Annotated in this window: 27 protein-coding genes and 1 tRNA gene; 6 read left to right on the forward strand and 22 right to left on the reverse strand. The window is 47.6% G+C overall.

All coding sequences use genetic code 11. The features are described 5' to 3' along the window. Window positions 1-36: 36 nt before the first annotated feature. The 21 genes from HMPREF3190_RS01465 to HMPREF3190_RS07540 form a co-directional block, all read right to left on the reverse strand. Window positions 37-1215: a VG15 protein gene (locus tag HMPREF3190_RS01465; protein WP_066779643.1), complete on the reverse strand. Its 1179-nt coding sequence runs from the start codon at window positions 1213-1215 to the stop codon at window positions 37-39. After that, window positions 1212-2675 (reverse strand): hypothetical protein, encoded by a 1464-nt coding sequence (locus HMPREF3190_RS01470; RefSeq protein WP_449675977.1) that lies wholly within the window; start codon window positions 2673-2675, stop codon window positions 1212-1214. The genes HMPREF3190_RS01465 and HMPREF3190_RS01470 overlap by 4 nt, the downstream gene beginning before the upstream one ends. Next, a complete protein-coding gene (locus tag HMPREF3190_RS01475; RefSeq protein WP_156425674.1) occupies window positions 2624-4132 on the reverse strand; it encodes a hypothetical protein in 1509 nt (502 codons plus the stop codon). The genes HMPREF3190_RS01470 and HMPREF3190_RS01475 overlap by 52 nt, the downstream gene beginning before the upstream one ends. Continuing rightward, complete coding sequence (locus HMPREF3190_RS01480) at window positions 4083-4493, reverse strand: hypothetical protein (protein ID WP_066779652.1); 411 nt, start codon at window positions 4491-4493, stop codon at window positions 4083-4085. The genes HMPREF3190_RS01475 and HMPREF3190_RS01480 overlap by 50 nt, the downstream gene beginning before the upstream one ends. A 137-nt stretch (window positions 4494-4630) precedes the next feature. After that, window positions 4631-4990: a hypothetical protein gene (locus tag HMPREF3190_RS01485; RefSeq protein ID WP_066779655.1), complete on the reverse strand. Its 360-nt coding sequence runs from the start codon at window positions 4988-4990 to the stop codon at window positions 4631-4633. A gap of 272 nt (window positions 4991-5262) precedes the next feature. Then, on the reverse strand, window positions 5263-5445 hold the full coding sequence (locus HMPREF3190_RS01490; protein WP_066779658.1) for a hypothetical protein: 183 nt from the start codon (window positions 5443-5445) through the stop codon (window positions 5263-5265). 176 nt (window positions 5446-5621) lie between these two features. Continuing rightward, window positions 5622-5744 carry a hypothetical protein gene (locus HMPREF3190_RS07535; protein WP_449675980.1) on the reverse strand — a complete coding sequence of 41 codons (123 nt, stop codon included), beginning with the start codon at window positions 5742-5744 and terminating at the stop codon, window positions 5622-5624. A gap of 93 nt (window positions 5745-5837) precedes the next feature. Continuing rightward, window positions 5838-6368, reverse strand: a complete 531-nt coding sequence (locus tag HMPREF3190_RS01495; protein ID WP_066779660.1) for a hypothetical protein — start codon at window positions 6366-6368, stop codon at window positions 5838-5840. A 28-nt stretch (window positions 6369-6396) separates the two neighbouring features. Beyond that, on the reverse strand, window positions 6397-6822 hold the full coding sequence (locus HMPREF3190_RS01500; protein ID WP_066779668.1) for a RusA family crossover junction endodeoxyribonuclease: 426 nt from the start codon (window positions 6820-6822) through the stop codon (window positions 6397-6399). Next, entirely contained in the window at window positions 6806-7297 is a 492-nt protein-coding gene (locus HMPREF3190_RS01505; RefSeq protein ID WP_449675982.1) for a hypothetical protein, read from the reverse strand. Before HMPREF3190_RS01505 ends, HMPREF3190_RS01500 begins: the two co-directional genes overlap by 17 nt. A gap of 414 nt (window positions 7298-7711) precedes the next feature. Beyond that, window positions 7712-8335, reverse strand: a complete 624-nt coding sequence (ssb, locus tag HMPREF3190_RS01510; protein WP_066779673.1) for a single-stranded DNA-binding protein — start codon at window positions 8333-8335, stop codon at window positions 7712-7714. After that, a complete protein-coding gene (bet, locus tag HMPREF3190_RS01515; RefSeq protein ID WP_066779676.1) occupies window positions 8335-9021 on the reverse strand; it encodes a phage recombination protein Bet in 687 nt (228 codons plus the stop codon). The genes ssb and bet overlap by 1 nt, the downstream gene beginning before the upstream one ends. Beyond that, a complete protein-coding gene (locus tag HMPREF3190_RS01520) occupies window positions 9011-9559 on the reverse strand; it encodes a hypothetical protein (protein ID WP_066779678.1) in 549 nt (182 codons plus the stop codon). Before HMPREF3190_RS01520 ends, bet begins: the two co-directional genes overlap by 11 nt. Before the next feature lie 13 nt (window positions 9560-9572). Next, window positions 9573-9845, reverse strand: coding sequence for a hypothetical protein (locus HMPREF3190_RS01525; protein WP_066779680.1), 273 nt, complete (start codon window positions 9843-9845; stop codon window positions 9573-9575). A 138-nt stretch (window positions 9846-9983) separates the two neighbouring features. Further along, entirely contained in the window at window positions 9984-10760 is a 777-nt protein-coding gene (locus HMPREF3190_RS01530) for a phage antirepressor KilAC domain-containing protein (RefSeq protein WP_066779682.1), read from the reverse strand. After that, window positions 10757-11305, reverse strand: a complete 549-nt coding sequence (locus HMPREF3190_RS01535; protein ID WP_066779685.1) for a sigma factor-like helix-turn-helix DNA-binding protein — start codon at window positions 11303-11305, stop codon at window positions 10757-10759. The genes HMPREF3190_RS01530 and HMPREF3190_RS01535 overlap by 4 nt, the downstream gene beginning before the upstream one ends. Then, window positions 11287-11430 carry a hypothetical protein gene (locus HMPREF3190_RS07385; RefSeq protein WP_156425676.1) on the reverse strand — a complete coding sequence of 48 codons (144 nt, stop codon included), beginning with the start codon at window positions 11428-11430 and terminating at the stop codon, window positions 11287-11289. Before HMPREF3190_RS07385 ends, HMPREF3190_RS01535 begins: the two co-directional genes overlap by 19 nt. Next, window positions 11427-11780 carry a hypothetical protein gene (locus HMPREF3190_RS01540; protein WP_066779688.1) on the reverse strand — a complete coding sequence of 118 codons (354 nt, stop codon included), beginning with the start codon at window positions 11778-11780 and terminating at the stop codon, window positions 11427-11429. The genes HMPREF3190_RS07385 and HMPREF3190_RS01540 overlap by 4 nt, the downstream gene beginning before the upstream one ends. Beyond that, window positions 11777-12070 carry a hypothetical protein gene (locus tag HMPREF3190_RS01545; protein ID WP_066779689.1) on the reverse strand — a complete coding sequence of 98 codons (294 nt, stop codon included), beginning with the start codon at window positions 12068-12070 and terminating at the stop codon, window positions 11777-11779. Before HMPREF3190_RS01545 ends, HMPREF3190_RS01540 begins: the two co-directional genes overlap by 4 nt. Next, entirely contained in the window at window positions 12067-12246 is a 180-nt protein-coding gene (locus HMPREF3190_RS01550; protein ID WP_066779695.1) for a hypothetical protein, read from the reverse strand. The genes HMPREF3190_RS01545 and HMPREF3190_RS01550 overlap by 4 nt, the downstream gene beginning before the upstream one ends. Window positions 12247-12308: 62 nt before the next feature. Further along, complete coding sequence (locus tag HMPREF3190_RS07540; RefSeq protein WP_066779697.1) at window positions 12309-12512, reverse strand: helix-turn-helix domain-containing protein; 204 nt, start codon at window positions 12510-12512, stop codon at window positions 12309-12311. 112 nt (window positions 12513-12624) lie between these two features. On the opposite strand from HMPREF3190_RS07540, the gene HMPREF3190_RS07545 reads away from it, so the two are divergent. The 6 genes from HMPREF3190_RS07545 (at window position 12625) to HMPREF3190_RS01585 (ending at window position 16999) form a co-directional block, all read left to right on the forward strand. Then, on the forward strand, window positions 12625-13278 hold the full coding sequence (locus tag HMPREF3190_RS07545) for a LexA family transcriptional regulator (protein ID WP_082715064.1): 654 nt from the start codon (window positions 12625-12627) through the stop codon (window positions 13276-13278). Between the two features lie 56 nt (window positions 13279-13334). Next, window positions 13335-14414 (forward strand): type I restriction enzyme HsdR N-terminal domain-containing protein, encoded by a 1080-nt coding sequence (locus tag HMPREF3190_RS01565; protein ID WP_066779699.1) that lies wholly within the window; start codon window positions 13335-13337, stop codon window positions 14412-14414. A 110-nt stretch (window positions 14415-14524) separates the two neighbouring features. Further along, window positions 14525-14812, forward strand: coding sequence for a hypothetical protein (locus HMPREF3190_RS01570; RefSeq protein ID WP_066779700.1), 288 nt, complete (start codon window positions 14525-14527; stop codon window positions 14810-14812). A gap of 34 nt (window positions 14813-14846) precedes the next feature. Beyond that, entirely contained in the window at window positions 14847-15428 is a 582-nt protein-coding gene (locus HMPREF3190_RS01575) for a hypothetical protein (protein ID WP_066779701.1), read from the forward strand. After that, a complete protein-coding gene (locus HMPREF3190_RS01580) occupies window positions 15428-15868 on the forward strand; it encodes a helix-turn-helix domain-containing protein (RefSeq protein ID WP_066779703.1) in 441 nt (146 codons plus the stop codon). Before HMPREF3190_RS01575 ends, HMPREF3190_RS01580 begins: the two co-directional genes overlap by 1 nt. A 54-nt stretch (window positions 15869-15922) precedes the next feature. Then, complete coding sequence (locus tag HMPREF3190_RS01585) at window positions 15923-16999, forward strand: tyrosine-type recombinase/integrase (protein WP_156425677.1); 1077 nt, start codon at window positions 15923-15925, stop codon at window positions 16997-16999. Window positions 17000-17191: 192 nt separating this feature from the next. Here the strand turns inward: HMPREF3190_RS01585 and HMPREF3190_RS01590 are convergent. Continuing rightward, window positions 17192-17267 (reverse strand) — tRNA-Ala (locus tag HMPREF3190_RS01590). Window positions 17268-17365: the final 98 nt, after the last annotated feature.

Raw genomic sequence — 17365 nt, forward strand, 5'->3', positions numbered from 1 at the left:
CAAGCGTAGCTATTTCGGGGTTCAGCCCTGTCGTAGTTACGCTTCGTTGTTTATTACATGGTATTTTCCATCTCTCCCGATAAAAGACGCCCGATTCACATGTCGAGCCTTTAGCTGCTTTCTCAACGCTTCGGAGATCTCCTCATCAGTGAACAAAGAGTCAGTGGCATCAAAATTGCACGACTTAAAGCCAATTTTTCTTTTAGAATTGTGCAGTTCTTTTTTGATTCTTTTCTCCAAATTGGAGGTGCCGCTTAGGCTCTTAAGCTCAATACCATTAACGAGGTCTGTTTTTCCAATAATCTTTTGCCTTGCTGTGCCCTTAGTTTTCTCATCAACCTCATAATCAACTTGAAACACACACTTAATGCCATGCTTCGACAAACGCTTTGCTTGTTCAATTTCATGCGGACGTGCATTCTTCTCAGCAAGTTCATTTTCATAACCTACCTCAGGCGGTATGCCTGTAAGCAGCCAGTTTGTGTCACGAAACTGTAGCTCTTTTTGCAACGCATATCGCATAGAGCCGTCGCGCATACAATCTTTCCAGTTAAAATTCTGAATACCAAGGCTATCTGCAACTTGTTTGATGCGCTTGTTTAAGCCGTTAGGTTTATACCCTGTAACAGTAGTACCATTTTTGCCTGGAACAATCTTGCAATGGCAATGTACATGGTAGTGCCCTTTGTCCTCGCCTGCGCTTGTTTGCGTGTAGTAGACAAAGCCGCGCGTCGCAAGCATTAAGCAAAAAGCGCAAGCATTGCCCATCGGCACACGTGCGTAACGCAGCTTATTCTTGATCGCGTTATGTATCATCGTGCGGTTGGCGTGATGATACACTTCGGTGTACACATCTTGCGACATGCGTTGCAAAAACTCATCGTCGCCTAGCTCGTGCGTTTGCTCGTGTTCCTCAATGCGCTCGTATAGTCGCTGCTTAATGTATTTCGGCTGCGGCGGTATCTCACTAGGCGTTGCGCCCTCGACGTGCGCATCGAAAAAGTCACAAGCAATTTTGCCTGTGGCATCGGAAAATGTACTCACGGTATCATTCGCCGCGTGATAAATTGCGCTCTTTCGTGCGTCGTGTTCAAGCGTAGGCAAGTTTTGCGCGCGTGCAAGCTTCTCGAACGCGTCAGCGCTTGCTGTGCTTGCGGCGTGTAGCTTCTCCTCGTAATCTTGCAGCTCATCAGCTGTTACATCGAACACTTTCACCGCGCTGTCCTATCTTGCATAGATTGCAAGCTTGCTTGTACAAGCTGCGCGCCTTTAGCCTTCTTTCTGTCTTGCTTTAGCTGCTCAAGCTCATCATCTTTATAGCCCAAGTCACGCAGCGGAATATCACTATCAGCCATCCACGGAAACGCCGCTATACGCTTCTGAACTGCATCGCTCATCGATACGGGCGATGGCGTAGATGGATTGGCAAAGAGTGCAGCAATAGCACTATCACGCACAACATCAGCATACGGCTTGCCCTCGCGCGTTGCCATGATAAGCGCGCCAACGTTGGAGAGTGCGCGTTTGCATGCGCTGATATAGTTGCTTATATCAATGATTGCATCTTCCTGCGAAGCCAAGATTGCATCTGCGCTCGTTGGGTTGGTCGACGAAAAGCCAAGAGATGAAAGCGGGACATTAGTTGCGTCGGAAAAAAGGCTTGCTAGCATACGCATGTAGTCGGTATGCGGCTGCATTTGTAGCTGCGGCAGTTGTCCGTATTGAGGCGTTGACCCTTCCTCGTTGGTTGTCGCAATAAGCAGCGAACCGATATACGAGCCATACGGCGTTTTTGCGAGCGCGCGTGCCGTGTCATCATTTGCACCAGCGAGATATTTCTGCGGTGCAGCAGCGAAGCTCGCGCATGCAGCCATGTTCATAAGCTCGCGCTGTGCATCGTCAACTAGGCTCATCACGGTATGCGATATGCGCGACGAGCCAAACGGGCGCTCAAGCGTTGAATGATATGCGATGTGCTCCATCGGTACGCGCCCAAGCCCATGCTCGGATATATCAGCGAACCACTTGCCCTGTATGCGTGTAAGCACGATGACGCGCGTATCGTCGAACACGTATATCAGCGTCGGCTCTTGCTTGCGCGTTGACTTGTTGAGCGCACTATCGACAACCACAAGCCCTGCTCTGATACGCTTTAGAGCTTGCGAGTAGAGTGCCGCAGCACTTGTCGCGGGATAGCCTGATATGATAACGCTGTTCTCACCTACGCTTATATTGCCTTTGGTTACTGTGATAAACGCCACTGAATGCCTCAGCGATGACTGCACGACCTTGCGCATCAAGTTATCAATGTCGTTAAGGCGCCCGATTGCATTGAGTGATCCCTCAATCCCTTTGTCTGTGCATGAAAAGCCCTCGAACTGCACATGGTCAGCCCACCAATTTACGCATTTAGCAGCCCAATCGATACGCGGGTTTAGCTTCTTTCTAAACTCGGGGGATACGCTCACGCCTAAGTCTTTCACGCCCATATCGCCATTGTAGTAGCTATCGCGCAGCACGTTTGTCGGCAAATGACGAGCCCACGTATCGACAAGCTGCGCAACCATCGCGATATCGTCGCTGCTCAAGCCGTCAGCACTTGCGATTTCTTTCGTTATCTGCATCAAAAGAATACCTCCATCGATTTTCTCTTTGAACGCTGCTTTGCTTTCCAAACAGCTAGCGCAGCCGCTTCAACGATATATGCGTTTTCACCGTCAAAGCCCCAACCGCCACTCTTGCCGATTGCACGCTTGTAGCTCTGCATTGCGGCTGTTGTGAGCATATCTTCCTCATCGACGTCATCAGGCGCGTACCACTCGAGCTCTTTTTCCTGAATAGCGTCAAGAAAGCACACATTAGCTGCGATAACATCACCCGTGGACGGCTGCGAGATGTTGCGCTTCGGAATATCAGCTTTAACGCGATCAATAAAAGCAGCACTGCCGCTCTTGCCGTCAACAACAACGGGAACAGTTTGCGCGCGTGCCTTGACGAACTCCGCAAGCGCGATTTTCGCGCCCGTAGAAGCGCGATTGTCGACAAGCTCAACGTGCGTTTTATCGCCATCAACAAGCGCAACGCATACAGCGAACATTGAGCCGTCAACGTTGAACTTGATTGCGTACGCTCCTGCCTTGCCATTCGGCGTGCGCGAGCTCTTGCAAGCAAGCCATTCTTCTTGCGCGATGACTGGCGTGCCAATGCCTCCGAGCACATCTTGCGGCGCAAGCCATACGCCTAAGCAGTCTTGCGCAAACGCCAAGCGCCCAAGCTGTGGCAATAGTTCGCGGATAGCTTCGATGTTCGCAACACCCTCAACAAGTGACGGGTTCGCCTTGTACCAGCGCTTTTCATCGCCAACATCGCCAATCTCATCTAAGCCGTATTCGATGTAGCAAAACTTCTTGTCGGTGTTGCCAGCTTCGATAGCTTCGAGCGCTTCGTTGCGCATTGCTTCGAAACGGTCAGCGGTTGAGCCCGCGCGACGCGGCGTGCCCATGTATATGAATTGCGGGTTATGCATCGCGCCTGATGATGTTGTCGGAAGTATCGATTGCAAGTGCTCTGTTGTAACCTCTTGCGCTTCGTCCAGGATAACGATGTCGAATGTATTACCCATGCTTGCTTTTTTCGTGCGTGTCGCAAAGCATATGCAGCCCTCGAGCTTATTTTTGCCAAACGGACGAAACCAAAAGCCCTCTTGCGCCGTCTTTGATGATGTGCGAAAAAGCCTATTATTAAAGTACGGTATGCCGCGGCGATCATCGTGAACCTTCGTGCCTAAAATGCTGCGGAAGTCTTCAAGCGTTTTCACGATGATTTGATAGCTATGCACCGTCCACAGTATCTTTGCGCCAAGAAACGCCGCCAGCACAAGCGCATACCATTCAATGATGGTAGTTTTTCCAGCTTGACGAGGGATTGATAAGCACACACGACGATGAACAAATTGCCCTTTGCTATCAATCGCGCTTATGTGCGTTAAATCGCGTTTTTGCCATTCAAGAAGCGTTTTACCTGCTTTTGCTGCGACAATCTCAACGAGCGGCTCAAGCGACGTGTGCGACGGCTGATATAAGCTATACCGAGGCTTGAGCGGTAATCTTGGCAATTGCTGCTCCAATCTCATCGTTCGCAGCTTCTTCGTCACGTTCGCGCTGCTTAGCTTCGAGTTTTTCGATGTCGTCGCAAGTTGTACGATATTCCTTTACGATTTGCGCGATGTTGCGCGGGTCAGCAATAAGCATTTGCTCACGTAATAGATCGCGTGCCTCGCGCAAACGGGCAAGCGTGTTCTGATAGCTTGTTTCGGTCATAGGCTGCACTTTCAACGAGCCATATGCAATAGTCTCATCGCTTAGCTTCTTAGCATAAATTTGGACACAGCGAGGCGTTATGCCAAGATTGCCAGCGATTGTTGCCGTCGGTATGCCGCGCGTAATTGCTTGCTTGATGTACTCGATGTTCGCTTTAGAGAGTGCTTTGCCCATGCTTTACCCCTAGAAATAATCGCCCAGCTATTCGCCTATTTTCGCCCTTTTGAAAAAATGGCTCTATGCCGTCGAGGCAAGCCAGCGACAAGGCGCCCAGGGTCATCCACTGATGCCTATGACCTGCTACAACAGTGCTACCACTGACGCGAACGAAAGATTACTTTTTCGCTTTGATTTTCATTCGAAATAATTTTATTTGATTTTTCTAAATTGCATTTGCGATGCGACGCCTGCACGTTCCCCCTCGCCAGCGCTGCCTGCTCTGCTGTGGCGTACGGACCAGCCCAGCACTGCTGCTGCGCATTGTACAAGCGTAGCCAGTACCTGCTAACAGGCACGACCTCATCACACTCGAAGCTATCGGGATGCTTGGCAGGAAGCCCATAATTGATAGGCTTGCCACATAATGCGCAAGGAAAGCTTTGAGCTTTCAGCCAAGCAATAAGCTTACGCCTCGCGTTGCCATTGCGCACTCTCGGGTTATATGCCGCCATACTTGCCCCCATCGCTTAATTATGCGCAGGCAATTATTAACAACCGCCCCCGCTATTTTTAAGCGGCACTAGCGCCATTTGGGCGTACGTAAGGAAAAAGTCGAAGCAATGCGCACCAGTGCCGCAAAAAAAATAAAGCTACAAGGTTTCCCTCATAGCTTTACAAAATACACATTACCACATATAAACTTGCTCAAAGCTGCTCATACTTGCTCAAACTTGCTCAAAGCTGCTCATGCGCTATATGCCAGTGCACGAGCTTTCATCGGTAGCTAGTGTGCCTGACGCTCTTTCATGTCTTTACGAATAAGCTCTTTTAGATATGCATTTTGTTTTGGCTGAGCGCAAACCCACTCATACAAATCCATATCATCAGGAAAGAACACGATGTGCTTAGCTTTAGTATTACGGCGTTTATAACTCGCATTAGCGCGCTTTTGTGCTTCACTTACCATTGTTCTTTCCTTTCGTAATAAACCAAAACGCAACATCAACAACTACAAATACAATAATTAACGCGATGATGGTTGTAATATCCATAATTTCCCCTTTCATACTAAATTTAATGTGTGATATACTACAGGTAGCCTGCAAGAGGCTGATGTATCAACCCCTTGCAAAGCTTTTGTGCTTAAGGCTCTCGGTTTGGTTGCTTAGAGCCTTTTTCTTTTTCTCTCCTTTCTAAATACCTGATTATCAAATGTGATAATACTTTACTGACGATTTTCGCTATTACAATTTCAATTATTTCCATTTCTCACCTCCTTTCTTATGTATATTATTATACTATACTCTCTATATATATGCAGCTAGATTTGCATTTCTTCACAACTCCGCCACAACTAAATCATTCATCTTTTTGCTTCAAAAAGTCATCAAGTGTTGCTTGCCCTACGCCAGCAATCGCATGCTCTAAGCCTAAATAATCGACCATATCAAGCGCATAGCGCACATTACGCCTAGCTGTAATCACTGGTATCGCAAAATTACGCGCTATTGCTTGCCAGGAACGATCAAGCAAGTAATGCTGTTCAGTGCACTCACACGCTTGCAAGTGCACAAGCTCGCTTAGTCCATGAGATGTACCCTCGCCATAAAGCACACTTAATGCAAGCTGATACAGCGCCTTGTCCTGTTCATACACTTCACGCTTGCGTTGTGTAAGTACTAGGCGGCTATCTATCTGCCGAGTAAAATCGCTATGCTCACTTGTGCGTACACTCATCTCATAGCTTTGCGCTTTCAAGCCCTCGCGCTCTTTTAATCGCTTGAGTTCGTATTCAATAGCACGCATCTCTTTGCACGCATCACGTGCAGCGCTGAAAAGCTCATGTGCGTTTGTATAGTCGGCTAAGTGTGTACTGCGCTTAATCTGCATGCTAATCCTCTCATACTATATCTAGTACTTAAACGCCAACCTCGCCCCATATCTCGATATGCAAATAAGAGCGCTCTGCATTGACTTTCGTCGTGTGCTCAATCACAACCTGCGCATCGTCGTGCCAAAACCCTAGCTCGGTCATGATATCTTTGAGCGCTTTTTGCAGATTATCAAGGTCAGGGCGCGCAACGCGATATTCCACAAGGCTCTTTTGCGTCTTAGGGCGCTGAAAAGCCCACACCACATTGAGCTGTAATGCCCCCTCAATAGGTTGCTTAGGTATCGCAGCGGCAAGCATGCACTTAATAAGCATCTTTGCTTCTTTGAGCTTAGGGGGGTCATAAAATATCGGACGACCATGCACAACACTAACTTTGTGCTGTTGAGCCGTCGTCGTCGGCACGTTGAAGTAAAATGTGCGCGCCAGCTTCTTATCATTTAGCTTCTTCATCGTTATTCCTTAAATCGTAATAGCTTAGCTCATTTATAATCGTTGTAAACGCATTTACACCAGCGCACTCGTAGTGCTTAATCAAGTGCTCCTTATCAAAGCGCGACGTGAGCACTGTCAATCGTTTAGCGCTTATGCGTGCTGTGAGCAGGCTATATAGCTTTGCAAGCGTATCAGCATTTTTAGGCTCACTACCAACACCGCATACGCTTAGCATATCCACATCATGCGCCTCATCGTATAGCTCATCGCTTGCAAGTAGCTTATGCGCTTGAACGTATCTTGACGATATTGTACTAAACATCGCATACATCACAAGCTTAGCTGCTAGCGCTTCGCTTGTGTCATCTATGCTATGCATAAGCAGTGAGCGATGCGCTTTCAAGCGCTCAAGGTAGCCACTGTACTCAAGCTTGCGGTATACGTATGCATCAGGCACTCCGATAGTACTAAATGCGTTTGTAGTAAGGCTCATAGAGCATTCTGTGGGCTTGTGCTTTGCTTTGTGTTGCGGAGAGGCGTTTGATTGCGATGAACAAAAGCACGGACGAAAGATGCGTTGCTTGATGCTCCCCATTGTGATCTCAACATAGAGCAAAGGTTTTCCACAACGCTTGCAATACTCTTGCGGCAGATTGACGGGCGGTTTTATAAGTTTTTCACAATTTGTCAACATAGTTTTCAATACTCGCCTTTCGTCTAGCTCTGAACTAAAAGCTCGTTTAGATCAAATTCAAAACGTTTTAGTAGCGCGCCATTTTCGTAGGATGGCGCGCCTATATACTAGTAATGAATATATATAAAGTACTTAGTTGTCATTTCTTACTTTTCTTTTTCTTTAGGGTTATTAGGGGTTTTTCTTTTTCTTTTCTTTCTTTACGATTTTCGGCTAGAACGGCAAGTCAAACGACGCCATCTCAAGCCTGCGATCCACTTCCTCGGGTGTTAGCGGTGCAGGCGGCGTCTGTGGCGCTTGCGTAGGCGCTGGGGGCGTCTGCGGGCTTACTGCGGGCGCTTGTGGCACTTGTGGCGTTGCTGGCGGCGTTTGAGGCATTGGCGGTACGCTTGGTTGCGCTTGTACGCTTGCTCTGCTTACTGTGGCGGGCGTGGCGGCGGCATTGTAGCTTGGTTGGTATGTTTGTGCGTTTTGAGTTGAATACGTACCTTGTGCGCCATTCTGTGCGCTCGGCTGTGAAGCTGTTTCCACGGTGTCGGCGTATACGCTTACTCGTGAGCGTTTAGTGCCGTCTTGCGCTTGCCATGTGGAGTAATGCAACTTTCCGTCAACAAACACCCTAGCGCCTTTGTGTAGCCGCCCTGCTATCGCATCGCCGTACTTCCCGAACACGGCAACATCGAAAAAGTTCGGCACTCGCTCCCATTCGCCTGTAGCGCGGTTTTTCACGTTATCGTCAACAACAATGCAGAAGCTGCATATGATGGTTGAGCCGCTTGTTTTGATTTCCGGGTCACGCGCTAAATTACCTGATAAACTAACCGAGTTGATTGCCATTATTCTCCTCCCTGTCCTGATAATCCCATTTCTGACTGGTCGTATAAGCCCTGAAAATCACTCGGGAACGCTTCACGCAAAGCATGCACGATAGCGACCTTGCGTATCATCGTTGCAGGCTTGCTTGCCCACATGGCGTTCAGTGTGCCGTCTGTTTTACGAGCAGCGTATTCGTTGAAAGAAACGGAATCGTAAATCGGCACATCATAGCCTTGCACGTACACTTTGCACCAGCCGCCGATTAGCATTTCATCGCCGAACGTTGCGCTTCCTTCACGCTGGTCAACAGCATTGCCACGCTGAACAATAATGCCTGCCTGCATGCCTTTGAACAGCGGGTTTGATTGCGCACGTTTGGTGAAAACGTCTTTGCCAACAATGAAAGTAGCTGGGTAATCGCCGTATTTGGTGATGAATATTTCCCGCGTAAAAGGGTTCAATTTCTGCGCCCTGGCTAGCTCAATGAAAAGCTTGATCTCTTTATCCGTGATCCGTGGGTTTGAAGATATTGTATTAATAATGTCCTCGCGAGTGAGTACTACTTCACGCCCTTCGGCATCTTCATACTTTACAAGCGCACACGGTTCTTTCTTAGCTTTTTCAGCTTTGACGATGGAGGCGGGTTTTTCTTTTACAGACGCAATTTCCGCAGGTGATACCTCGATTGCTTCGTTCTTACTTGCCATTGTTCTCTCCATTCAGTAGTTTCATTGCTTGTGCAGGCTTTAGCTGCGGTAATACGTCTTGAGGCTTACATCCACGAACAAGCGTGCCGATTGGCTCTTTCTCTGACGGCTTACACCCGGGGATAACTTCATTTACACCGTCAAGTACCATATCGTCCTTAATGCGCTTGAAAGCCTTAGCAAAGAGCGGTTCAATTTCGTAATACGTCTCAAACATATGCGCACCTTCATCGCCTAGGCGCTTGTAGGCTTCTTCAGCGTAAACGTCTTTCAAGCGATGACGCTCGATAGTGCCGCCACATGCTGTTAAGTAGCCGTAAAAAGCCTGTTCATCAGTGATAATGTACTCATCTTTTGCAAAGCGCAAAGAGAGCGTGCCTACTTCGGTGCCGCCGATGTTCAAGCGCTTGCGGTCTATGCCCTCTGCATCAAATTGCGCCTTGAGTTCGTTTTCGCAGGTAGCGCGCACTTTATCCAGCTCGCTCTTAACTGCTTTTTGTAGTGCCGTAAGCACTGCAAGCTTCTCGAGTTCTTTCATTGGTCTATCCTTTCTACTTTGACTTTACTATCTGTTGAGCGGTGTATATTGCCTGTTCAGTCGTGGGTATCACATAAAACGCCATAATGCTCAAAAACACAACGGTGCTGATGATTACGCCTATAAGCATGCCTAGCGTGAATTGCAGGCGCTCACGCTTGCGTTGATTGTGCTTGTCGCTTGCGAAATCGTGATATATAATGTTTTCCACGCTACAGGCGCGAGTGCGAACATTACGACTTATGCGTCGGTTATTTCGCAAGCTTGCATCGTTTGACGTAGTCATCTAGCACCTCCTTTGTAAAGAGTGGGTGTTTATGCCCAGGCAATTTAATGACTGGTAGGGAGTTCAGCTCGCGTCTGGTTAGCGCTCGAAGCAAGTGCTCCGATACGCCCATATAGTGCGCCGCTTCCTTTGTAGTCATTAGCAGCTTGTCTGTGCGGCGCATACGTTTCCCCCGTTCAATACATGCTTTTCGATAAAATAGCGCTGACCTTTGCCTGTGACTTTTGGCGTGCGCTGAAGCGTCGTGTGCCCGTCTGCATGTGATATAACCGTTTCCTTGATTACGAAAAGCCCTAAATCAACGGCGCGCTGCGTCGGTACATTGTGATTGCTTCCGTGGCGGCATAAGTAGCCGTCCTGGCGTAAACGTTCGAAAAGCCTGTTTTGCCCGATGTCGACGCCATTTTGACGCATCAGCTTGGCAAGCTCGCCGATGAGGCAGGTGTTTTTTGATACGCTTACGGCGTCGCAGAACAGCGCCTTCGGAGTGAGCTCTTCAATGAGTGCATCTTTGCGTTTGAGCGCTTCATCTGCGATTTTAAGTGCTCGCGCCATAATCTGTTCAGGCGTTTCGTTTTCGCTTGTGAGCATGTATCCGCCCTGACGACGCAATGCCGGGAGCACTTCGCTTGTGATCCAGCGCTTGAAACGTTTCGCGCTTGGAAGCTTCGATGAGAGCACTAAGCTATACAAGCCGCTCTCGTTGATTATGTACACGTCGCGTCCTTGACCTGAGTCGGTGAAACGTCGGGTCAGCTTATCCTCATCATCAACATGCCGCTTTAGTGCGTCTGATGTATCTTTGTAACCGAGCACTTCTGCTACGTCTTTGCCAACGAAGTAAACCGCTTCGGCGTCTTTGATTGTGCGAATGTCGCCGAATTCCGCACTCGTGAAAAGTTGGATGTTATTCATCGTTGCTCCTTAAACTTGCGTATTTCCAGCTGTATTGCTAGCTTGTTTCTCGCATTGGTACAAGCTATACAGTTGTGCATGTATACATCCCCTGAAACAGCATCCCGTTGTCCTTTCGCGCCTACGGCGTGCTCTAGGTGTTCTTGCGCCTTGGCATCTAGTAAGCTAATCGCAACAGCTGTTTCCTCGTCGTTTAGCTCGGTCATGTATTGCTTAATCTTTCTTAGCGCTCTGTCTTCAAGTTGGCGGATGCGGTCGGGTGTAATGTCAAATTTTGGCGCGATTTCTTCATACGCGTAGCACTTTCCGCTGTTCAAAAGCCCGTAACGCTTTTCGATAATTGTGCGTTCGCGTGCATCAAGACTGCTTACGAGTGCTTCTTGAAGCAGTCCATAGTACGTTAAAAGGGTTGGCGCCTGATCGTTGCTCATATCGTTTGCAACGATTGAAAGCTTGGCTTTTGCTTGCTCATAGTACGGCTTTAAGTGGTCAAACACTGCTACAAGTAACCGAGCCTCGCCCCCTGTTAATTTGTGTCCTGCCATGCTGTTCTCCTATCTGCTAGGTAGGCTTTAATTGCTATCCATGCGCTAAAACAAAGCACTGCACATCCAATCAAGCGATACAGAAGCTCTGGCGGCATTGCACATAAGTAGTCGAATAAGCTCATGACTGCTCCTTATCGTTTCTGATGTCGATTAGCGTCTTGAGGATGTCTATCCACGACGCATCCACTAAATGCTGAAATGCTTCAGCAGCAAACTCTTCCGTTTCGCTTGCCGTCATGCCAAGCTCTTTGCCGATAACTTCAAGCGTCTCGATCTCGTGCGTGCCAACGCCGAATGCGGATGTCAGCACATCACATTCAGCCATAGGCAGATTGAGCATGTGATGAAACACGATGCCGCTTAGTACCTCCATGTGATCGGCTGTGAGCTGGTCAAGCGTATAATCGCTAAATGAGCGCTCAAGCACTCTTCGTGTAAGGTTTAGCAAGCCTTGTGATGGTTTTTCTTTCATGATTGCATCCTTCCGTTTTCGATGTCGTCCATCGTCTTAACCAGGTCTAGCTGCGCAGCTTGTGTTAATCTGATTAATGCTTTTTTTTCGGCTTGATTAAACTCACAGAACTTTCGCGCAAGCGCGCTACTGTCGCGCTCGGACAAGCCGACCAGCAAGTGATGAAACACGATGCCGCTTAGCACTTCCATGTGCTCGGCTGTAAGCCTCTTGAGCCTACCTTCTCTAAATAAGCGCGTAAGCACTGACCACGTAAGGGCTAGTAAGCCTTGCGATGGTTTTTCGTTCATGTTTGCTCCTTGTCTCTTATCCATAATGCTCCGCCGCAGAAACCAAGCTTTATTTCCAGTAGCTTTGGCAGGATTAGCACCTCTGCGTCCGATGCAATCCCGCTTTCGATCTTGTCAATCAGGATGTGAATTGCTCGCTCAAGCTCTTTGCTTAAATCGAAGCTTGTTTCATCCATGGTTACTCCTTTCGTTTAGTGTTTCATTGCTATGCAGTTTTCAAGGTGCGGTGCTAGTTAAACTAGCGTTGTGGTGCAAAAAAAATATTCTCGTAATTTTTGCTTAAAAGCGTGCATATGCGCTTTGCTTGCGCAATCGTAGCGACGCTTGGGTCTTTTTCAATCTTTACATATGTAGGACGAGAAATACCAAGTTCATCAGCCATAAACTGTTGAGTATAACCAGCCTGCACGCGGGCTTGTTCTAATGTTTGCGTTACCGTCATTATTACCTCCTTTCTTGCTTGTTTCACTATCGCTATGTTAGAATATCTAGCATTGCTTGTCAAGTACAAGTTACATATAATGTATAAAAAAGTTTGCAAAGGGGCGTTTAGTATGTCTATTAGGCAAAACATCATCAAGTTGCGTGAGCAACAAGGCATTACGCAAGAAGAATTGGCAAAAATTGCTGGGGTATCTCGTGGCGCAGTTTCGCAATGGGAAGGTGGCTTTTCCGAGCCTCGCATGGGGGCTATACAAAAAATTGCCGACCACTTTCATATTTTAAAAAGCAACCTTATTGAAGATAACGGCATGAACGGTACAACTTCCATCCCATCACTTCACAAGCTCACGCCTGTTGCAAGCACAGCAACGCTTCCCCTGCGCACGCTTGGCAAAGTGCACGCTGGTGTTATGGATGACACAGACACCGCAGACGATACCTATATACAAGTACCTGCGAACGTACTATCTATGTACCCTGACGCTTTCGTCTTGCTCGTTGAGGGCGATTGTATGAGCCACGTAATACCTGCTGGCTCGCACATTGTAGTTGCGCCGCACAAAGAGCCTGCTAACGGCGCGATTGTGGTTGTGCGCGATGAGGCTTACGAGGCTATCATGCGCAAGTACTATCGTGGCTCAAGCTCGCTTATGCTTAGCCCTGATAGCTTTAGCGATGAGTACGAGGATATGATTATAACCGCAGATGAGGACGTGAGCTTGATAGGCGTTGTTGTATGGTGGCAAGCATCGCATGTGTTGTAATTAGCGAAAGAGAAGCGTAAGAAATGGGCTTAAAAGAAAAAAGTAAGGAGATAACGATGGATTTTGAAATGCAAGTAAAACAAGTAGCAGACAAGGTACGCACGCTTGCTGATAGCATCGAGACAGAAGAAGCAACTAAAAACGCATTTATCATGCCTTTCATCGGAGATGTACTTGGTTATGATGTATTCAACCCTAAAGAGGTAATCCCTGAATTTACGGCTGATGTGGGCTTAAAGAAAAGCGAAAAAGTCGATTATGCACTTGTGCTTGACGATCAAATCCAAATCCTGATTGAGTGTAAAAAAGTAGGTGCTCCGCTATCACTTGAAAACGCGAGCCAGTTATATAGGTATTTTGCCTGCACAAAAGCACGTATTGGCGTGCTTACAAATGGGCAAATCTGGAATTTTTACATGGATATAGATGAAGCAAATAAGATGGACTCAAAGCCATTTCTTGTTTTAGACCTTTTAGATATAGACAAAAACTTACTACCTGAACTGCAAAAACTCACAAAGCCATCATTCGATATAAGCTCGATTGCAAGCACAGCCGAAGAGCTTAAATATGTAAGCGCCATCAAACGCGCCGTAAGCGATGAATTTAAAATGCCATCAGATGATTTCGTACGCTTGCTTGCGTCACATGTATACGATGGACGCTTAACAAAAAGCGCAATGATGAAATTCAATCCATTGGTTGAAAAGGCGTTGAAGCGTTTCCTCAATGACCAGGTAAACGATAGATTAACAACAGCCCTGGGCGCGGATCAAAAACAAGCCGAAGATGAAGCGCAAGCGCAAACTGATACAGAAGAAGAGGTTGCCGAAGTAAGCGAGATTGTCACCACGACAGAAGAAATAACGGCATATAACATAATACAAGCAATTTCCTGTTCAGAAGTATCGCCTGAACGCGTAACATTGCGCGATGCAAAGACGTATTGCGCCATTTTCCTTGATGACAATAACCGCAAGCCAATCGTGAGGCTGCTGTTTAACCATAAACAAAAATATATAATGCTCTTTAAAAATGCAGAACCACTTGATAAAACTCCTATCGAAGCCTTAAATGAAATCTATAAATATGCAGGTCAAATACGCGAAGAAGTGCAATATCTTCTAACTAAATAACCAGGTGTGGAGGAATTGTGTGCGTCATTCTTTAGTACTTGTATAGGTCACTAGATGTGACATAATGTACATGTAAGGAAGCAAAGGGCTTCACGTTAAAGGAGAAAAAAATGAACACAGTAGAAAAATTACAAGCAGCAAAAACCGCACAAGAACTCCTCGAAGTAGTCGATGAGCTTGGATACCAAGGATGCGAGGACGGGCTGTACATCCCCTGCATCGATTGCACAGTGCACGTAAGCAACGCCAACATCGCTGAATACTTAGGGCTTGACACTGACGACGCAGAGGAGATTTGCGAAGCCTACGAGAAGCACGAGGAAGAAGTGGACGCACACTTCCTCTTTGAGCACAAGGACGACATTGTTGAGGCGGCAAAGGCAAGCGATGAGGCTTAATGCCTCATCAGCCCATAAAGAGGAGTGAATTGCAATGAAGTGGCTTATCACAATCGACGACTACAGCGACTATGCAAAAGACGGATGGGAGTTCCCAAAGCACTATACCGAATGGGATCAAAAGCTTACCGGAACTCTTGATGATGCAATCGAGCGAGCGACAGAAATATTGGGCTGGGATGAACATAAAATCGCTTGCATATCCGTCTACAATCCTGAATGGCAAGAATATGAGGATATCTCGTCAGTGAGCAACGTGCCTGAATACATCGAGAAGCGTACTCCTAATTGCCGCAAAGAAGAATATGCACAATATGCACGTGAGTATGAAAGCATAAACGAATTTTTGAAGGCTGACCTTGATGAATGGGATTGCTACTTTGAAGTGTATCCAGACGGCGATGAAACGTACATGGAGCTTGCTGGTGAGCATTACCACGTGTGCAAGGGCGACTTCGAGAAGCTTAACGAGAAGGAGCAAGCGAAGCTGTTCAAAGCCGTGAAAGAAGAAGTTCGCACGCGCACCATCGGCGATGACGAGATGCATCGCGTTGAAAAAGTAATAAATTTTGATCCAGCGAAGTATGAATACGACGATGAAGAGGATGAGAACTAATGCGCACTAAACTTGAATTTTGCGCCTTTCGTCACGAGCTCGGATTGACAATTGAGGAGCTCGCAAGCAGGCTAGGCGTAACAGGACGCACCGTAATGCGCTGGGAGAACACAGACGATGAGGAGCACTACAAGCCCACAAACGCCGCATGGGCGATGATTGACGAGCTCAAACGCTTGCAAGAGCTATCATGCGCTGAGGCTATCAATCGCGTGCATCAAATTGAGCACGAGCTTGGCAAGAAGCCCACAAGCGTACAGATTAGCTACTTCACATCACAAGCAGACTACGAGGAGCACCACCGCCCGAAAGATGGCGGCACATGGCGCACAGCGAACGCGAATGCGCGATTAACAGCACAGGTCTTGCGTGCACAAGGGTACAGCGTGAAGTACGTTGCCGCAGTTGATGGCGCTGTTTATAAGTACCTGCATGAATAAAAAAGCGGGGAGCACGTATGCTTCCCCGCCTAGTCCGTATTGAAAGTATAGCACATGAGTGTATCAAAAACAAGAAGTGGCACGTGGCGCGTGCGCATCGATGTCGGCAACAAGCTTGACGGTACGCGCTCAACTGCCTCGAAAAACTTCAAGACAAAGCGCGAGGCTATCGCGTACGAAGCATTGATGCGCGAAAAGGTGCGCTCTGACGTGGTAATACGCGACAAAGTGCGCCTAGACGATTATGTGCTTGATTGGTATTTACCCGATATTGCTCCTCGTGTACGGCATAGCACGCTTGTAGCCTATAAGGCTGACCTGCGCAAACGCATACTACCTATGCTTGCAGGGTACTATATCAGTGACATAACAAACTCCGATATTCAACGCATGATAGATGCATGCTCAACGCCTAAGCTTGCAAGGCGTGCGCGTGAAGTGCTGCGCCAAGTGCTTAACCACGCGAAAGCACACGACTTCGTGCACGAAAATGCCGCCTGTGGTACGTTTAAGATACCGCCGCCAAACGTATACCCAGATGAGCACAACGGCACATGGCTCACGTCGTTTGAGGCGATTGATGCCTACCTCGACAAATTGCAAGGCTCGGCGTTCTATCTACCTGCGCTTATCGGTTTATCGCTCGGACTTCGTAAAGGCGAGATTTTCGCGCTAAATTGGGAGGACGTAGACTTTTCACGCCGTCTTGTGCATGTGCGACACACTTATGTGCTCGAAGATAGCGGCTACAAGCTTATGCCGCCAAAGACGCGAGAAAGCGTAAGGAGCATACCTATCCGCGAAAGGCTATATATAGAGCTTAAAGAGCTAAAGGCGGCGCAGAACGCAAAATACAAGCGCGTTAAAGGCGCGATTGTCGTCAATAGGTATGGCAATAGACGTAGTCCTGAGAAAGCCGCTAAAACGTGGCACCGTTATGCCGCTTCTCACAGCATCGAGTATGTAAGCTACTTAAACATGCGCCATAGCTTTGCAACGTCGTGTTTGAACGCTGGCATTGATGTTACTAAGGTAAGCAAATTGCTCGGGCATACCAACATTACGACCACGGTTAAGCGTTATGTTCGTTTCAAGCCTGACGATTTAGTGCAAGATTTCCGCAGGCTATAATGCGGTTTTTCGCGTGATTTCGCGGTCACATTTCGGTCACATGATTTTTTTATCATAGAAAGACACAAAACGGTCACCCCAGTTGACAACGGAAAAACGCAATTAGTAACATTTAGCGCAATGCAGGAAATAAAGCTTATTGATTGCGCACTGTTTGCGCAGGTCAGAATATGTAAATGGAGTAGTTAAGAATGGTGGAGCCTAGGGGGATCGAACCCCTGACCTCATGGCTGCCAGCCATGCGCTCTCCCAGCTGAGCTAAGGCCCCACAAAATAAGGTAAGTGCAACTATAACAGAAAATCAAACAAGGTCAAGTACGAAGCGCAAGAAAGCAAGGCAATTACGCACACGTAGAAACTTCTGTA

The sequence above is a fragment of the Umbribacter vaginalis genome (assembly GCA_001552935.1).
Lineage (GTDB): Bacteria > Actinomycetota > Coriobacteriia > Coriobacteriales > Eggerthellaceae > Berryella > Berryella vaginalis.

What these genes read in the sequence shown, in the direction of transcription:
- HMPREF3190_RS01580 (WP_066779703.1), top strand. Translation starts at nt 15,428, where the DNA reads ATGCGCACTAAACTTGAATTTTGCGCCTTTCGTCACGAGCTCGGATTG.
- HMPREF3190_RS01570 (WP_066779700.1), top strand. Translation starts at nt 14,525, where the DNA reads ATGAACACAGTAGAAAAATTACAAGCAGCAAAAACCGCACAAGAACTC.
- HMPREF3190_RS01475 (WP_156425674.1), bottom strand. Translation starts at nt 4,132, where the DNA reads ATGAGATTGGAGCAGCAATTGCCAAGATTACCGCTCAAGCCTCGGTAT.
- HMPREF3190_RS01550 (WP_066779695.1), bottom strand. Translation starts at nt 12,246, where the DNA reads ATGGATGAAACAAGCTTCGATTTAAGCAAAGAGCTTGAGCGAGCAATT.
- HMPREF3190_RS01480 (WP_066779652.1), bottom strand. Translation starts at nt 4,493, where the DNA reads ATGGGCAAAGCACTCTCTAAAGCGAACATCGAGTACATCAAGCAAGCA.
- HMPREF3190_RS07535 (WP_449675980.1), bottom strand. Translation starts at nt 5,744, where the DNA reads ATGGAAATAATTGAAATTGTAATAGCGAAAATCGTCAGTAAAGTATTA.
- bet (WP_066779676.1), bottom strand. Translation starts at nt 9,021, where the DNA reads ATGGCAAGTAAGAACGAAGCAATCGAGGTATCACCTGCGGAAATTGCG.
- HMPREF3190_RS01525 (WP_066779680.1), bottom strand. Translation starts at nt 9,845, where the DNA reads ATGACTACGTCAAACGATGCAAGCTTGCGAAATAACCGACGCATAAGT.
- HMPREF3190_RS01565 (WP_066779699.1), top strand. Translation starts at nt 13,335, where the DNA reads ATGGATTTTGAAATGCAAGTAAAACAAGTAGCAGACAAGGTACGCACG.
- HMPREF3190_RS01540 (WP_066779688.1), bottom strand. Translation starts at nt 11,780, where the DNA reads ATGAAAGAAAAACCATCACAAGGCTTGCTAAACCTTACACGAAGAGTG.
- HMPREF3190_RS01545 (WP_066779689.1), bottom strand. Translation starts at nt 12,070, where the DNA reads ATGAACGAAAAACCATCGCAAGGCTTACTAGCCCTTACGTGGTCAGTG.
- HMPREF3190_RS07385 (WP_156425676.1), bottom strand. Translation starts at nt 11,430, where the DNA reads ATGAGCTTATTCGACTACTTATGTGCAATGCCGCCAGAGCTTCTGTAT.
- HMPREF3190_RS01575 (WP_066779701.1), top strand. Translation starts at nt 14,847, where the DNA reads ATGAAGTGGCTTATCACAATCGACGACTACAGCGACTATGCAAAAGAC.
- ssb (WP_066779673.1), bottom strand. Translation starts at nt 8,335, where the DNA reads ATGGCAATCAACTCGGTTAGTTTATCAGGTAATTTAGCGCGTGACCCG.
- HMPREF3190_RS01520 (WP_066779678.1), bottom strand. Translation starts at nt 9,559, where the DNA reads ATGAAAGAACTCGAGAAGCTTGCAGTGCTTACGGCACTACAAAAAGCA.
- HMPREF3190_RS01495 (WP_066779660.1), bottom strand. Translation starts at nt 6,368, where the DNA reads ATGCAGATTAAGCGCAGTACACACTTAGCCGACTATACAAACGCACAT.
- HMPREF3190_RS01500 (WP_066779668.1), bottom strand. Translation starts at nt 6,822, where the DNA reads ATGAAGAAGCTAAATGATAAGAAGCTGGCGCGCACATTTTACTTCAAC.
- HMPREF3190_RS07540 (WP_066779697.1), bottom strand. Translation starts at nt 12,512, where the DNA reads ATGACGGTAACGCAAACATTAGAACAAGCCCGCGTGCAGGCTGGTTAT.
- HMPREF3190_RS01530 (WP_066779682.1), bottom strand. Translation starts at nt 10,760, where the DNA reads ATGAATAACATCCAACTTTTCACGAGTGCGGAATTCGGCGACATTCGC.
- HMPREF3190_RS01535 (WP_066779685.1), bottom strand. Translation starts at nt 11,305, where the DNA reads ATGGCAGGACACAAATTAACAGGGGGCGAGGCTCGGTTACTTGTAGCA.
- HMPREF3190_RS07545 (WP_082715064.1), top strand. Translation starts at nt 12,625, where the DNA reads ATGTCTATTAGGCAAAACATCATCAAGTTGCGTGAGCAACAAGGCATT.
- HMPREF3190_RS01505 (WP_449675982.1), bottom strand. Translation starts at nt 7,297, where the DNA reads ATGAGCCTTACTACAAACGCATTTAGTACTATCGGAGTGCCTGATGCA.
- HMPREF3190_RS01585 (WP_156425677.1), top strand. Translation starts at nt 15,923, where the DNA reads ATGAGTGTATCAAAAACAAGAAGTGGCACGTGGCGCGTGCGCATCGAT.
- HMPREF3190_RS01490 (WP_066779658.1), bottom strand. Translation starts at nt 5,445, where the DNA reads ATGGTAAGTGAAGCACAAAAGCGCGCTAATGCGAGTTATAAACGCCGT.
- HMPREF3190_RS01485 (WP_066779655.1), bottom strand. Translation starts at nt 4,990, where the DNA reads ATGGCGGCATATAACCCGAGAGTGCGCAATGGCAACGCGAGGCGTAAG.